The following is a 15,182-nucleotide window of genomic DNA, read 5'->3' on the forward strand; positions in this document are numbered from 1 at the left end:
CAACGATTGACCGCACAAACGGGTTTGCAAGGGACGAAGGAGCGTAGGGCGTCTCCGCTCGGGGAGGGCGGTTCAAGTCGGTACAGTGACCCTATCCCTATGTCCCGATTGTGATCCCGCCGTGGAATAGCGGCAGGCCACCGCCGGGTGGCACAGAGATCTCAGCAAGCATTAACCCTGATGTGGCCGCAGCAAATCGCGTCCCACCAACGGGCCGAAACAGCCCGCTACGAAAGGAAGACCGATGCCGACGATCCTGAACCAACCCGTTGTCAAAACCTTGGGCACCGTGCTGGACGACGCCATTGTTGAAGGCTTTGCTGCCACAGATGCCACGCCGGTCGCACCCTCGGCCGAGGTGGTTGACCGTGTGAACGGCCTCCAGGGCGATGACGTGATCAACACCGGCCTCGGCAACGATCTGGCCGCGGGCGATATGGTTGGTGATGAATGGCAGTATGTCGATGGCCGCTGGGTCTATGACGCCGCCGCAGTTGTGGCCAGCGCTTGGGGCGCCGCGCATTCCTTTGATGATTTGATCGAAACCGGCGCGGGCAACGACGTTCTGCTGGGCAACCGTGGCAACGACACCCTGCGCGCCGGTCTGGGCGATGACGTTCTGAACGCGGGCTGGGGCGCGGATGATCTGTTCGGCGGCGAAGGCAACGACACCCTGAACCTCGAAGAAGGGAACGACTATGCCGAGGGCGGCATGGGCAATGACCTGATCAACGGCGGCGCGGGCGACGATGTGATCTACGGCGATGATGCGGGGGTGAACCTTCTCAACAATGGCGCAGCGCCGGTGTCTTTTGATGCGCTCGCAGGGCAGGGCGGTTGGACCGTGTCTGACGATGCGGGCCGCGACGCCATCGCACAATCGGCGGCCACGGTTGCGGGCGAAACCTACACCATCTCTTTTGATCTGGCGGCGAACCTTGCGGGTGGTTTTTCTGCCGCCATGGTCGAGGTCCTGTGGAATGGCGAACTTGTCGAAACGGTCCAGACCAACAGCGCAGCCTACACCACCTATGAAATCGACGTGGTCAGCACCGGTGCCGAAGGCGCGCTGAGCTTTCGTGCGGTCGAACCGGTCGATGCCGTGGCCTACGACCACTCCGGTGTGATCGTCTCTTACGACAAGGCTATGACCATCGGCGGGGCCGAGACAACCGTGGCCGCCTTCGCCCCCGGTCAAAGCGCGCTGTATCAGGTCATCGATGGCCAGTTGCATGTCTTTGACACCAAGGCGGGCGATTATACCGCTGTGGGGGATGCGCCGTCGTTCAAGATCAATGCTGTCGGCTTTAACGTCGAAGACGACCTGATCTACGGTGTGGCCAAGTCGCGCGGGGTCGATTCGCAAGGCACACAGGTGAACTCCTCCGACATCGTGATGATCGATGCCGACGGCGCGACCTACCGCATCGGTGAGGGCTTCTACGGCGATTACGTCGGTGATTTCGACGATCAGGGCAATCTGTGGACCTTCCACACCTCCCTCGACCGGATCAGCGTTGTGGATGTGGACAACCGCGACGCCGACGGCAACCCCGCCATCAGCTTCCACCATTTTGATGCAGGCATGTTCACCGATCGCACCTACGATCTGGCCTATAGCGCGGCAGATCGGGCGTTTTACGCCGTGGTGTCGCCCACCACCAATGGTGGTGACGGCAAGGTGGTCAAGATCGACGTCTCCCGTGTGGCGGATGGCGGCACGCCTGAGGTGTCTGAATTGGCTATCACCGGCACGTTGTACGGCGATGAAATGGTGTCGAGCATGGCGCGCGGAGCCTATGGTGCGGTGTTCTTTGATGGCGACGGCAACCTGTATTACGGTCTGAACAAGGGCGACCATGATCTTGACGCGAGCACCGGCACGGAAGGCGCGATCTTCAAGGTCGAGATGGATTGGGATAGCGGCCAGGCTTATGCCGCGTTCATGTCCACCGCCCCCGCCACCGGATCGAATGACGGGGCCGTTGATCCCCGCTCGACCGATGCGTTCCTGACTGTGGATGCGGACTCGGCCGTGTTGCTGCGCGAGCCTAGCCTGACCCTTGTCGAGGGCGGCAACGACACGCTGAACGGCGGGACCGGCGACGATTTGATCTTTGGCGGCGCGGGGGATGATACGCTCAACGGCGGCGCTGGCGAAGACACGCTGAACGGTGACGAAGGCCACGACAACCTGTGCGGCGCGGACGGCAACGACATCATGTCGGGCGGCATCGGCAACGACAGCCTGCAGGGTCAGAACGGCAACGACAGCCTGTCGGGCGAGGAGGGTCGCGATTACCTCAATGGCGGGCAGGGCGCGGATGCGCTGTCTGGCGGTGCGGATGTTGACAAGCTGGTTGGCGGCACGGGGTCCGACACCATCGAAGGCGGCGCCGGCAACGATCACCTTTGGGGCGGCAACTGGTCTGCTGATGACAGCGCGGACACCTTTGTGTTTGCCACCGGGTCGGGCAAAGACTTTGTCCATGATTTCGAGGCCGAGCATGACGTGCTGGATCTGACGGGCTACAAGACCGACATGGCATCGCTGCTGGGTGTTTGTGACGATCAGGGGTGGGCCACCATTGTTGATTTGTCGAAACTCGATGGCGCAGAGGCAGAGGACAAGCTGATCCGGAAGTCGGTGGATCTGGCGGATTTGGGTGTTGATAATTTCCTGCTGTAACGGCCTGATGTAGTGAAGAAAACGGGCGGTCCACTGCGCTGGGCCGCCCGTTTTGTATTGACACCATGTCGCTTGCTGACCTGCGGAATTTCAGTCGGCGCGGCAGGCAAATGACGCGCGCGATCCCCCCGTTACTCACGGTTATAATGCATCCTGTATCACGGGCAACGCGGCACGCGGACGGGGATCACCTTGGTCGCCTTTGACGGTGTTTTGTGTGGTGAAAATCCTCGTCATCCGTTAGTGGACAGGCCAATCGGCGCTTTTGCAGACACCTGCGCCGTGCACATTAAATCGAGCTGACACAAGCCCGCCCGACCGCCTGACAACGGCGCTGGGCGGGTGAATAACACGGACGACGACAGATGAGCGCAGCTGAACCAAACCACGCAAACACCGGGCCGCTGGCGCGGCTGGAACGCCTCTTGGAAAGCAATGTTTTCCAGCAGACGATCATGGGCATTATCGTTTTGAACGCAGCCGTTCTGGGGCTGGAAACCAGCGACGCCGTGATGCGCGCCGTGGGGCCGTTGCTGGTGGCAATCGATACGATCTGTCTGGCCATCTTTGTCGCGGAGCTTGTAGCCAAGCTGATCGTCTACCGCAGCCGGTTTTTCCTTGACCCCTGGAACCTGTTTGATGCGGCTGTCGTGGGCATTGCCCTTGTGCCGTCGTCGGGCGGACTGTCGGTGCTGCGTGCCTTGCGGGTGTTGCGCGCGCTGCGTCTGGTGTCGGTCGTGCCGTCCATGCGGCGGGTGGTGAACGGGCTGATGGCCGCGCTTCCGGGCATGGCCTCTGTCGTGGTGCTGCTCAGCCTCGTGTTCTACGTCTTTGCGGTCATGTCGACAAAGCTGTTCGGGGACGCCTTTCCGGAATGGTTCGGCTCTGTCGGAAAGTCCTTTTATACGCTGTTTCAGGTCATGACGCTGGAAAGCTGGTCCATGGGGATCGTGCGTCCCATCATGGAAGTCTTCCCCATAGCTTGGGTGTTCTTTGTGGTATTTATCCTGCTGACCAGCTTCACCGTGTTGAACCTGTTCATCGGTATCATCGTCGAGGGCATGCAAGCCCAAGCCAGCGATGAGGAGCACGCCGCCCAACACGAGGATCTGGATGCCCTGCGTGCGGAAATCCGTGCGCTTCGATCCGATATTGCGGCTTTGGCCGACAAGCGTGAGGGGAAATAGGGGCCGCCACGGCGACCCCTTTGAAATTCTGGCGCCGCGTGATGCAAGCGGCGCCAGACGATGCCATCAGCCCCAAGGGGTGACGAGGTATTTTTCCCCTGTCCGCATCTCGCGGTAGTCCATGACCGCGTCTTTGGTCAGCATCTCTTCCAGCGTGACATGCGCCTTGTAATGGCTGGCAAACGTGGTGGTCAGGTTGTCGCGGACCCGCTGGCGCATCCGGCCCATGACCTCTTGGCCCACTGACTGCAGGAAGGGGAACAACAGCCAGCCCGACAACGTCCAGCCAAAGCCATAGCTGGGCGTCAGCAGGGTGGGGCTGGTGTCGAGACGGCCATAGATGAACATGCGCTTTTGCTGGTTCGATCCGTAGCGGGAATAGTCGTCCATCTGTTCGACAGCGACACGTTCCATCGCGCGAAAGGCCGTGTCCACCAGCTTGCCACCGCCCACAGGGTCAAAGCCGTAAAAGGCCCCGGTCTGGCGGACCGCCTCTGTCAGCTGCGCCATAAAGTCATCCTTGGACGAGTTGACCACATGCGCGGCACCGAGCTTTTTCAGCAGTTCGACCTGATCGTCCTTGCGCACGATGTTCACCAGCCCGATGTCGTCTTCCTGACAGATGCGCGTCAGCATCTGCCCAAGGTTTGACGCCCCTACCGTGTGCAGGATCGCGCTTTGCCCATCGGCCTTGGCATTCTCGACAAAGCCCAAGGCGGTCATCGGGTTGACGAAAGCGCTGGCACCTTCCTCGGCAGTATGGTCGCCCAGCGGCAGGCACATGGCGGCGTCGGCAATGCAGTATTGGCTGTAGGCATTGCCCGGCACACAGGACACCCGTTGTCCCATCAACGCCTGTGCAGCTTCGCCGTCGCCTGCGGCCACCACGATGCCTGCGCCTTCGTTGCCGGCGGGCAGTTTCATGTCATGGCGCGCCGTGGAGGCGGCATTTGCACCTTCCGGCATCTGCGCCACGTATTTGCCGGACGAGTACTCGGCGTTCTCCATATCCGCGCCCCCGACGAGGATCGCCAGATCGGACGGGTTGATCGGTGCAGCTTCCATACGGACCAGCACCTGATTGCCGGTCGGGTCGGGGAATGTCACATCCTCAATGGCCACGGTAAGGGTGCCATTTGCCTCTAGGGTGGTGAACAGCTGTTTGCCGGTTGTGGTCATGGCTGTGTCCTTTTGTTTCATAGGGTCTGGGAGCACACCTAAGTGCATCGCAAGCCAAGTCACGCAGAAAACCCGAGTGGTGGCAAAGGTTTGCCCGCGTGCGCGACCGCGAACCGCATCACATCTGGGGGCGAACCAAGGCCCCCAAGGGTGTTCGCCGCAAGGTATCGCGTGCCGCGCGCCCACTCAGGAACCCGCGCACCTGACCGGGCGGTGCAGAGGGAGCGCCCCCCGCAAAAAACTTCGGTTGCACGATCCGGCGCAACTGGGCACGGGCCGAGGCGTGCAGCATCCGACGGATCATCGGACCGGGATAAAAGCTTTCGGTCGCGGCTCCCTCGGCGAAGACGATCTGATGGGCGTCGAACAGCAGATGAATATAGGTCACCGACCGGCAACCACGCGCAATGCGAACGCCGCTTTTGGGCGCCTGTGCCAGATGTTTCGCGCGGATCAGGCGATCTTGGCCCAGCAGCATGCCGTGCTGTTGTGATACCCGCAGGGGCCGTCGCAGGCCCAGTACACCCTGTGGCAGCACAACGGGGTGCAGTCGCGGCACCGCAACCAGCACGGTTCGACCGAACCGCTGCACCCCGATCCAACGGATTGCCTGGGGGCCATTGTCCATGGTGCAGACCAGATCCCCGACGCGCAGATCCTCGACCAGCCGGTCCCCTGTGGGTGTCAGAATGGCGGTGCCCTTGGTGAAACAAGTGACATTGGTGTTCTCGGCGGTGAAGAACGAATTGTCGCCAGACGCTCCGTCAAAGGTCAGAGACCCGCTCCCGAATTGCGCGTTATTGCTATAATCGGTCTCCGTATTGGATTGGTTCAGAATGCCATCATCGGCCTGATCTGCGTGCAGTTCAAAGATGCTGTCGTAAAAGGCGGAGAGGTCGATGGCATCGTTGTTCGTGGCATTCCCGTCAGACAAGGTGCCACTGTTGCCGGTGTTGAAATCGGTGATCGTATCATGCCCGTCACCTGCCGCGTAGAAGAACCTGTCGTCGCCCGCACCGCCAGTCAGCCTGTCATTTCCGGTGCCGCCCAACAGCCGGTCATTGCCTGCGCCGCCTTGCAGGGTGTCGTTGCCACCCCAACCTTTGAGCTGGGTGCCGCTGTCATCGGTGCGAATAAAATCGTCCGCAGTGTTCGAGCCATCGATCTGCTCGATCCCGATCAGCACGTCGCCTGCGGCCTCGCCCCCAGTTTCGGGCAGACCGTCGCTCAGGTCGATTGTGACGCCGGTGGTGGCATTATAGTAGCTGGCGATATCGTAGGATCCCGCCGATCCGTCCAGCGTGTCTGCGCCCGCGCCGCCCACGAAATGGGTGTGCCCGCCAGAGGCGGCATTGCCCATAAGGCGGTCGTCGCCATCCCCGCCTTCCAACGTATTGCGCCCGTCTCCGCCCGTGAGCGTGTCACTACCTGCCCCGCCCTGCAGGCTGTCGTGGCCTGCGCCTCCGCTGACGTTGGTAAAATAGCTCAGCAATGTTGCGCCGCCCAACGTCGCATCCGCGCCGCCAGACCCACTGGCATCCTGAATCACAAAGCTGGTAGAGCCGTCTTCGATTATCAGGCTGCTGGATGAGGGATCAAAATCTACGCTGAAATTGGACGGCAAGGCAGTGAAATCAAAGCTATGCCCTCCACTGCCCTCGGTGATCCCGGCCCAGAAAGACGGATCGTTCCAATTGATAGCTGTGATCGCGTAAGTGGTCATCTGCGCCGTCCGCTTGAAACACCAAAGGTTTCACGCGTTTTAGGCGAAAGGAGTGAATCTCGCGCAAAGGCAAGTCGCATTGGATCTTTTCTTGCCGCTATTGTCCTGTGCAACAGGCCCGCCGCAAGGTGCGCGCATGCCGTCAGATCTGTTCGAGATAGCTGACCGGCGTGTTCTGGAACGCGCCGCGAAGACGTTCGGTGCGTTCAATCGCCCGATCGCTTGCGGCAAGGAGATGGTCGCGCAGCGCCGTTTGCGCCTGTTCCAGCTGTCCAGCCCGCAGGGCTGTCAGCGTTGCCAGGTGTTCTGCGATGAGGGGCTCTTGTGGGTATATGTCGGCGGTATGTGCATACAGGAACTGGTGCGCCAACAGCAGCGACTGAGCCTCGGTCATGGCTTTGCGAAGCGGAATGTTATCGCATTGTCGCAGCAGATCCATATGCAGATCCGCCTCAAGCTTGTCCAGAAGGGACGCCGTCGGGGGGAGGTCTGCGGCCTGTTGCAGGTCGTCAATCATCTGGTCCAACCGTGCGGCGGGCAGGGTGGTGCTGACATTGGCCAGTGCCGCGGGTTCCAGCAAGCTGCGCAACTGGTACAGATCGCGCACCCGCTTTGCAGACAGCTCTGGCGCGACCCAGCCGCGCCCCTCGTTGATGACAAGGCCATTCGCCTCCAGTCGGGCGAGCACCTCGCGGGCGACGGTGCGGCTGACACCGTATTCCCGCCCAAGCGCGGTTTCCACCAGCCGCCAGCTGCCATAGGCCACGCGGCGGGTCAGCTCCTTCTCGACCTCGGACAAAAGCAATTGCCACGTCGGCACGGTTTGCGATGAAAACGGGGTATCATCCGAATGTGTCAGAGGGCGCGCGACCTCTGCGGCGTCCAGCGCCACGGCAAACCCGCGGGCGGGTGGCTTTGCCTTCACCGCCAGACCTTTTGCCGCGAGTTCGGACAGTGCCTGACGCGCGGGCGCGCGCGAGACACCGAACCGGTCCGCAATCCGGTTTTCCATCAGACGTTCACCGGGGGCAATTTCGCCGCGCCCGATTTCGCTGATAAGGCTACGCAGGATGCGCGCGTAAAGTGGATCTTGCATGGTTTTCGTCCATAAAGGTCACCATTCGCCGAAGGTTAAAAGCGAGCCTATCACAATTTGGTACTTTGGCAGCATATTGAAAACCCGCAATTTTACGACGTTTCTACAGGGTAGACTTGGATCAATCCCCTCAAAGGGAAAGGCTGTCATAAATGTTATCGAAAAATGGAGAAGCTATAGAATATCCGTGGCAGCGCGCAGGCATTCCGCACCGTGTAGGCCGCAAACCGTGCGTAATCACGTTGTATTCTGTCGGACTGTTGTGATCCGGGCGATGTGACCGCGTGGAAAGCCTCTTAGGCCTTGCAGCGATAAACGGGCACATGGCCGACAATTCAGGTCGTCTGCAAGATACGGTCCGCTTTCACAGCAGCCGATGTGCGGTTGTCGACGCCCATTTTGTGAAAGATCTGTTCAAGATGTTTATTCACGGTCCGCGCGCTGAGCGTCAGGATATCGGCGATGTCGCGGTTGGTCTTGCCATGCGACAGCCAAAGCAGCACCTCCGCTTCGCGGGCGGTCAGCTCAAAGGCGCTTTCAAGCCGTTCGGTCTCCGAGCGTCCGGTATCGGCGCGCAGGCGCAAAATCAGCTCGTCATCGGCCTGACCGATCACCGTCAGGGTCAGCGGTCCAATCACCAAGGGGCGCGCCTGTGATACGGGCTGGCGGATGATCTCGGTCAGCCACAGCCGCAGATCGGGCACCGCGCGGCCTGCCTCGAACAATGTGGCACCTTCCTGATCCTCAATGCGGGCCAAGGCCCCGGGCGTGCCCCATGACAGCCGCCCGTCGGAGGTCACGGCCAGCACAGACTGGCCGGAATATTCCAGCGCGGTGCGCGCGGAATGAATGGCGCGGGCGTTCATCACGTGGCGGGTGATGCGCGCGATCAGCTCGTCGACCACCACCGGTTTGGTCACATAGTCGACGCCGCCCGCCTCTAGCCCCGCAAGGATATGCGCGCCGTCGCTCAGCCCGGTCATAAAAATCACAGGCGCGGTTTCAGACAGGGGCGGTGATTTCAGGCGACGGCAGGTCTCGAACCCGTCCATCTCCGGCATCATGGCATCCAACAAGATCACGTCGGGCCGCACACGCTGCGCAAGGTGGATCCCCTCGGCGCCTGAGCGCGCCACCAGAACGGTCATACCGTCATCTTCCAAGGCATCGCTGACCATCCCGAGTGTCTCTGGCGCGTCGTCGATCACCAGAACGATATAGCGTCCAGCGGTCAGGCTGTTTGTCGACATCGGCGCGGTCATGTTTCCATCTCCTTGAGAATGCGCGTCATTGCGGCCAGATCATATTCCGCCAGATGCGCGTCCAGCCGCATCTTTAGCCCGTCAGCGATCTCTCCGTTCTCCTCCAGCGTGCGCAAGACGCGCTTTATCCCGGCCGCATGGCCGATCTCTGCCATGCTGAGCAGGGTGCGGCGCGCCTCGGCGGGAATGCTATCGGGCTGGCCCGGCTGCGATGATGGCCCCGCTTCGAGATACAGATCGATCTGCAGCAGTCCACCAATGCGCGAGACCAGATCATTGAGCGAATAAGGTTTCACAACAAAGGCATCATACAGCCCTTCACGATCGACCGGTTGCCGCGCCTCCAGCGCATGGCCGGTGACCATCACGATCGGGGTGGCGCGAAACCGTTTTTGCGCGCGTAAGGTCTCCGCCAGATCCCATCCCGTCAGCCCCGGCATATCGATGTCGAGCAGGAACAGATCGGGTTTGACATCGTCCAAAACTCCCAGCGCGCTTTCGGCATCCGGGCAGCAATGCAACAAGAACCCCATGGGTTTGAGAACCGTCTCCAACAGCCTGAGATGATCGCCGGCGTCATCGACGGCCAAAATGGTCTTGCGCGGTCCGTTGTAGCCTGCCGCCGCCAGCCGTTCCGGCCCGTGCCATTGCGTCTGGCCTGCCTCGCCCGCCTGTACCGAGGGCAGCATCAGCCGTACCGTGAATGTAGTGCCGCGGCCCGGTTCGCTGTCCAGCGTGATCTCTCCGCCAAGGATATCGACCAGCAGGCGGGTGATCGTCAGCCCGAGACCCGAACCGGAGGCGCTTTTCTGCGCCAGCCGTTCAAAGGGCTTCCAGATGCGGTCCTGCTGCGCGGGATTGATGCCGATGCCGGTGTCGGCAATGTCGAAACGGGCAATTTCATTGCGGTAGGTCAATGTCAGGGCAACGGATCCGCTGGCCGTATAGTTGATCGCATTGGACAGCAGGTTGATCAGAATTTGGCGCAGCCGCTTTTCGTCAAAATCGATCCATTCGGGGATATTGCCGTGGGTGCGGATTCCGAAGTCGAGCCCCTTTTCGCGGGCCTGTCGGGCAAAGATCGCCGAGATCTGGTTCAACAGACCGGGCAGGTTGATCCTGTCGCGATGGATTTCCAACCGGCCCGCCTCGATCTTGGAGATGTCGAGCAGGTTCTCGATCAGACCGGCGAGATGCTCTGACCCGCGCCGTATCGCCAGCACCGCATCGCGCCTGCGTGGGGGCAGGGCGCGGTCCCGTTCCAGCACCTGCGCGTAGCCGTAGATGGCGTTCAGCGGTGTGCGCAGCTCGTGGCTGATGCCCGCCATGTAGCGTGTCTTGGCCAGATTGGCGGCCTCGGCCTTTTCCTTGGCCGCTTGCAGGGCGGCATCGGTGCGTTCATGGGCGCGGATCTCACGCAGCAGGCGCTGGGTCTGGATGTCCGCCTCGTCGCGCGCCTTGTGGTGGCTTTCGGCGGTCAGGATAAAAGTCCAGACAATCACCCCGATGGCCACCAGAACCGAACAGAATATGATGGCCAGAACCGCGTCGAAATTGGCGCCGCCTGCATTCGACCGGATCAGCAGCAGCAGTGCGGCAAAGATGGACACCGGCACCAGTGTCGCGGCAATGAACAAGGCAACCCGCGTGGCCAGAACATCGTAGATGCGGGCAGGTAACAAGCGTTTCATGGTAGTGACAAAGATATATCCGACGCGGGCCTGTGGCTTGCACGCATCGCGGCACGACGCATCGAGCGTGCAGCACAGCGAACAGATCGGGCCTGCGTAAAACGGGCAGTCGGTCATGTCCTCACGGTCAAAGCGGAACTCGCAAACACAGCATTCCGTGGTGTGACCGGCCTCTCCGTGGTCGCAGCTGTCCGGCAACGGAAGGGGGCCGTGGGGCACTTGCCACGCCCGTGGGACAGGGCGCGCCGTGTAATACCGTCCCCCCGTGGCCCATGCGATGGCCGGCGCGGCCGCCAAGGCCACCACAAGCGCAATCAGCGCCGAGAAGCTTTCCGCCAAGGGACCAAACGCCCCGCTCCACGCCAGCAGCGACAAAATGGCCGAGGCCAGCATCGCCCCTGTGCCGACGGGGTTGATGTCATACAAATGCGCCCGGCGGAATTCGATCCCCGGCGGGCTCAATCCCAGCGGTTTGTTGATCACCAGATCGGCCACCAGCGCGCCGATCCACGCCAGCGCGATATGGCTGTAGAGGCCCAGAATGGCCTCGATGGCGTGAAAGACGCCCAGCTCCATCAAGATCAGCGCAATGCCCACGTTAAACACCAGCCAGACCACGCGCCCGGGGTGGGAATGGGTAAGGCGGGCGAAAAAGTTCGACCAGGCAATCGATCCCGCATAGGCGTTGGTGACGTTGATCTTGAGTTGGGACAGGATCACAAAGGCGGCGGTGAACACCACCGCCAGACCGGCAGAGGGCAGCACCGCATCAAAGGCCACGAAATACATGCGCGTGGGATCTGTCGCCGCCCTGAGCGACACGCCAGAGGCCAGCACAAGCACCACCAGAAACGACCCTGCCAGCATTTTGGCCACGCCCAGAACCGTCCAGCCGGGTCCAGCAGCCAGCAGCGCCGCCCACCAGCGTACACGGTCCGTGCGGGTTTTGGGTTCGGGCAGAAAACGCAGGAAATCAACCTGTTCCCCGATCTGCGCAATCAGCGACAGAACAACCCCCATGGCCGCGCCAACCATCATGGTCGTGGGCCCGGATGCTCCGCGCGCACCGGTGAATTCCGTCCACGCCGCAATGTCCACGCCGCTCATCACCAGCAGGGCAAAAGGCAGCACGTGTAAGATGATCCAGATCGGCTGTGTCCATGCCTGAAAGGCGGAAATCTTGGCAAAACCGTTCACGACCAACGGGATGACCGCTAGCGTGGACAACAAGTAGCCAATGGCCACTGGCACGCCGAAACAGAAATCCAGCGCAAAGGCGAGGATCGCGGCCTCTAACGCGAAGAAGATAAAGGTAAAGCTTGCATAGATCAGCGATGTGATCGTCGAGCCGATATAGCCAAAGCCCGCCCCCCGCGTCAGCAGGTCGATGTCCACCCCGTAACGCGCGGCATAATAGCTGATCGGCAGCCCTGTCAGAAACAGGATCAGCCCCGCCAGCATGATCGCGACGATGGCGGCCTCGAAGCCGTAGGTGAGCGTGATCGCACCGCCAATCGCCTCAAGCGCGAGAAATGAAATCGACCCGAGTGCGGTGTTGGCCACCCGCCCGTGCGACCAACGCCGCGTGCGCCGCGCGGTATAGCGGAGCGCGAAATCCTCTTTCGTCTCGTTGGCGACCCACCGGTTGTAACTGCGGCGACCGCCAGTGGCGCTGAATGCGACGACCATATTGTCCCTGTCTGGGCCGTGTCGGGACGGCTCCGGTTTTTGGCGGCCTGCGGGGGCAGGCCTTTGCATGGCGTCAGGGGACCAGTGAGGTGTCAACGATTGCAAGGGATTACGCAACAAAGGCCGTGGTCCCGGCACCATTTGGGTAAAAGATGCACGGTAAAAACGCGCAGCTCCATACGTCATCTGACGTATACTGCGGCGCGGCAATTGCTGTCAGCCTCCCCTCATCGACACCAAAACAACAAAGCGCCGGTCACCAGATGACCGTCCAACCTGGAGGGAAAGATGACGAAATCCGACAAATCCAAGGGCACACCCGTCTCTGCGAATGGCATGTCGCGCCGTGCCGTTCTGGCAGGGGGCGCGGCACTGACCGCGTCGCTGTTCACACCCAAAAGCCTGCGCGCTCAGGACTTTCCGACCGATGTGGTCAACACAACCGGCCTTGCGGTGACCGATGACACAGTGACAGTGGGCATTTTGCATTCCGTCACCGGCACCATGGCCATCTCCGAGACCGGATCGGTTCAGGCGGAAAAGCTGGCCATCGAGCAGATCAACGCCCAAGGCGGTATTCTGGGGCGCAAGATTGAATACATCCAGGAGGACGGCGGCTCTGACTGGCCGACCTTCGCGGAGAAGGCCAAGAAACTGCTGGTGCAGGACAAGGTCGCATCGGTCATGGGCTGCTGGACCTCTGCCTCGCGCAAGGCTGTGCTGCCGGTGTTCGAACAATACAACGGCATGCTCTATTACCCGACCTTCTACGAGGGGCTCGAAGAAAGCCCCAACGTGATCTACACCGGCCAAGAGGCCACGCAGCAGATCATCGCGGGCCTGGATTGGGTGAACCAGACCAAGGGCGCGAAATCCTTTTATCTGCTGGGGTCCGACTACATCTGGCCGCGCACCTCGAACAAGATCGCGCGCAAGCATATCGAGAACTTCATGGAGGGCTGCGAAGTCGTCGGCGAGGAATACTATCCGCTGGGCCACACGCAGTTCAATTCGGTCATCAACAAGATCCGCCTGCGCAAGCCGGATGTGATCTATGCCATCGTGGTGGGCGGGTCGAACGTGGCCTTCTACAAGCAGCTCAAGGCGGCCGGCATCGACCCGACCGAAGAAAGCCCCATCGTTCTGACCATCTCTGTGACAGAGGACGAGATCCTTGGCATCGGCGGCGAGAACATCGAAGGCTCCTACGCTTGCATGAAGTACTTCCAGTCGCTGGAGAACGACAACAACGAGGCCTTCGTTGCCGCATTCAAGGAAATGTGGGGCGATGACATCGTGATCGGTGACGTCACGCAGGCGGCCTATCTGGGGCCATGGCTGTGGAAGGCCGCGGTCGAACGGGCAGGGTCCTTTGACATCGACAAGGTGCGCGAGGCCTCGCCCGGGATCGAGTTGGAAACCGCGCCAGAGGGCTATGTGAAAGTGCACGAGAACCACCACCTGTGGTCGAAGACCCGCGTGGGTCGCGCGCAGGCCGATGGGCAGTACGAAGTTGTCTACGAGACCGCCGAGCTGGTGGAGCCGGACCCCTTCCCGGAAGGCTACCAGTAAGACGCATAACGCGCCCCCTTGGGCCGGTGACCGGTTCCGGGGGGCACCGCGTCAAGGCACGGCAGCGCCCGCGCTCCCCGGGTCTGCATTTTGGGGGGACGAGTATCCGCAAAGCGGTGCGTTCCCCCGTTTTTTCCTCACAAACCTCATAGGCTGCGCATGTTCTCCAGTTACACTGCCAGCGAGCTCGGCGCGATTTTCGCGATGCAGGGCTTTGCCGGTCTCATCCTCTTTTCCGTCTTCGTCCTGATGGCGTTGGGTCTGGCGATCATCTTCGGCCAGATGGGCGTCATCAACATGGCCCATGGCGAATTCATGATCCTCGGGGCCTATGTCACCTATCTGGTGTCCAATCTCTTTGCCGACTTCATGCCGGCGCTGTTCTCTGGCTATTTCTTTGTGGCGATGATCCTTGCGTTCATAGCCTCCGGCGCGCTCGGAATGTTGGTCGAATGGGCGCTGATCCGGCATCTGTACAAGCGCCCGCTGGACACGCTTCTGGCCACATGGGGGCTGTCGCTGATCCTGCAGCAGCTCTACCGGTCGATCTTTGGCGCGCGCGAAGTCGGCGTGACCATCCCTGACTGGATGATGGGGTCGCTGCCGCTGACCGACCTGATCGAGGTGCCGATCAACGGGATCTTTGTCATGGTTCTGGCCGTGGGCATTTCCGTCGCGGTCTACATCATGATGTACCGCTCGCGCTGGGGCCAGCAGGTGCGCGCGATCAACAACAACCGTGTCATGGCGGATGCGGTCGGGATCAACACCGCCTGGACCGACCGGATGACCTTTGCCATCGGCTGCGGTGTAGCAGGTGTGGCGGGCAGCGCCTTTACCATGATCGGCTCGACCGGGCCCACGGCAGGGCAGCTTTATATCGTCGACACCTTCCTTGTGGTCGTCTTTGGCGGTGCGGGCAGCCTACTGGGCACCATCGCCAGCGCTTTTTCGATCTCTCAGGCCCAATCCATCATGGAGTTCTTCCTCTCCGGTTCGATGGCCAAGGTTCTGACCCTGCTGACCGTGGTCGGCATCCTGATGCTGCGTCCGCAGGGCCTGTTCGCCCTGAAACTGCGCAAGTGATCCCGGAG

9 protein-coding genes are annotated in these 15,182 nt (G+C 61.2%); 4 read left to right on the forward strand and 5 right to left on the reverse strand.

Features of this window, described 5'->3' with window-relative positions; translation table 11 throughout:
• The first annotated feature begins 244 nt into the window (after positions 1-244).
• Together ACN5AZ_RS17095 and ACN5AZ_RS17100 are read left to right on the forward strand one after the other, a co-directional pair.
• Positions 245-2,689 (forward strand): DUF6923 family protein, encoded by a 2,445-nt coding sequence (locus ACN5AZ_RS17095; protein ID WP_419430119.1) that lies wholly within the window; start codon positions 245-247, stop codon positions 2,687-2,689.
• Between the two features lie 365 nt (positions 2,690-3,054).
• Entirely contained in the window at positions 3,055-3,876 is an 822-nt protein-coding gene (locus ACN5AZ_RS17100; protein WP_419430120.1) for an ion transporter, read from the forward strand.
• 66 nt (positions 3,877-3,942) lie between these two features.
• Here ACN5AZ_RS17100 and ACN5AZ_RS17105 read toward each other — a convergent pair whose 3' ends face one another.
• From ACN5AZ_RS17105 to ACN5AZ_RS17125, 5 genes are all read right to left on the reverse strand, one after another.
• The gene (locus tag ACN5AZ_RS17105) at positions 3,943-5,055 is read right to left on the reverse strand and encodes a zinc-binding dehydrogenase (protein ID WP_419430121.1); all 1,113 of its coding nucleotides are present in this window, start codon (positions 5,053-5,055) and stop codon (positions 3,943-3,945) included.
• A gap of 118 nt (positions 5,056-5,173) precedes the next feature.
• Entirely contained in the window at positions 5,174-6,778 is a 1,605-nt protein-coding gene (locus ACN5AZ_RS17110; RefSeq protein WP_419430122.1) for a Hint domain-containing protein, read from the reverse strand.
• A gap of 142 nt (positions 6,779-6,920) precedes the next feature.
• Positions 6,921-7,874: a GntR family transcriptional regulator gene (locus ACN5AZ_RS17115; protein ID WP_419430123.1), complete on the reverse strand. Its 954-nt coding sequence runs from the start codon at positions 7,872-7,874 to the stop codon at positions 6,921-6,923.
• Between the two features lie 335 nt (positions 7,875-8,209).
• The gene (locus ACN5AZ_RS17120; RefSeq protein ID WP_419430124.1) at positions 8,210-9,136 is read right to left on the reverse strand and encodes a response regulator; all 927 of its coding nucleotides are present in this window, start codon (positions 9,134-9,136) and stop codon (positions 8,210-8,212) included.
• Positions 9,133-12,516: an ATP-binding protein gene (locus ACN5AZ_RS17125; protein ID WP_419430125.1), complete on the reverse strand. Its 3,384-nt coding sequence runs from the start codon at positions 12,514-12,516 to the stop codon at positions 9,133-9,135. The genes ACN5AZ_RS17120 and ACN5AZ_RS17125 overlap by 4 nt, the downstream gene beginning before the upstream one ends.
• Positions 12,517-12,804: 288 nt before the next feature.
• Between ACN5AZ_RS17125 and urtA the strand changes: the two genes are divergently transcribed.
• Positions 12,805-14,088, forward strand: coding sequence for an urea ABC transporter substrate-binding protein (urtA, locus tag ACN5AZ_RS17130; RefSeq protein WP_419430126.1), 1,284 nt, complete (start codon positions 12,805-12,807; stop codon positions 14,086-14,088).
• Between the two features lie 159 nt (positions 14,089-14,247).
• Positions 14,248-15,174 carry an urea ABC transporter permease subunit UrtB gene (urtB, locus tag ACN5AZ_RS17135; RefSeq protein WP_419430127.1) on the forward strand — a complete coding sequence of 309 codons (927 nt, stop codon included), beginning with the start codon at positions 14,248-14,250 and terminating at the stop codon, positions 15,172-15,174.
• The last annotated feature ends 8 nt before the right edge of the window (positions 15,175-15,182 follow it).

It is taken from the genome of Sagittula sp. SSi028, assembly GCF_048553715.1.
Classification (GTDB): domain Bacteria; phylum Pseudomonadota; class Alphaproteobacteria; order Rhodobacterales; family Rhodobacteraceae; genus Sagittula.

Coding starts and splice junctions, on each gene's coding strand:
- ACN5AZ_RS17095 (WP_419430119.1), top strand. CDS start 245: ATGCCGACGATCCTGAACCAACCCGTTGTCAAAACCTTGGGCACCGTG.
- ACN5AZ_RS17115 (WP_419430123.1), bottom strand. CDS start 7,874: ATGCAAGATCCACTTTACGCGCGCATCCTGCGTAGCCTTATCAGCGAA.
- ACN5AZ_RS17110 (WP_419430122.1), bottom strand. CDS start 6,778: ATGACCACTTACGCGATCACAGCTATCAATTGGAACGATCCGTCTTTC.
- ACN5AZ_RS17125 (WP_419430125.1), bottom strand. CDS start 12,516: ATGGTCGTCGCATTCAGCGCCACTGGCGGTCGCCGCAGTTACAACCGG.
- urtB (WP_419430127.1), top strand. CDS start 14,248: ATGTTCTCCAGTTACACTGCCAGCGAGCTCGGCGCGATTTTCGCGATG.
- ACN5AZ_RS17120 (WP_419430124.1), bottom strand. CDS start 9,136: ATGACCGCGCCGATGTCGACAAACAGCCTGACCGCTGGACGCTATATC.
- urtA (WP_419430126.1), top strand. CDS start 12,805: ATGACGAAATCCGACAAATCCAAGGGCACACCCGTCTCTGCGAATGGC.
- ACN5AZ_RS17100 (WP_419430120.1), top strand. CDS start 3,055: ATGAGCGCAGCTGAACCAAACCACGCAAACACCGGGCCGCTGGCGCGG.
- ACN5AZ_RS17105 (WP_419430121.1), bottom strand. CDS start 5,055: ATGACCACAACCGGCAAACAGCTGTTCACCACCCTAGAGGCAAATGGC.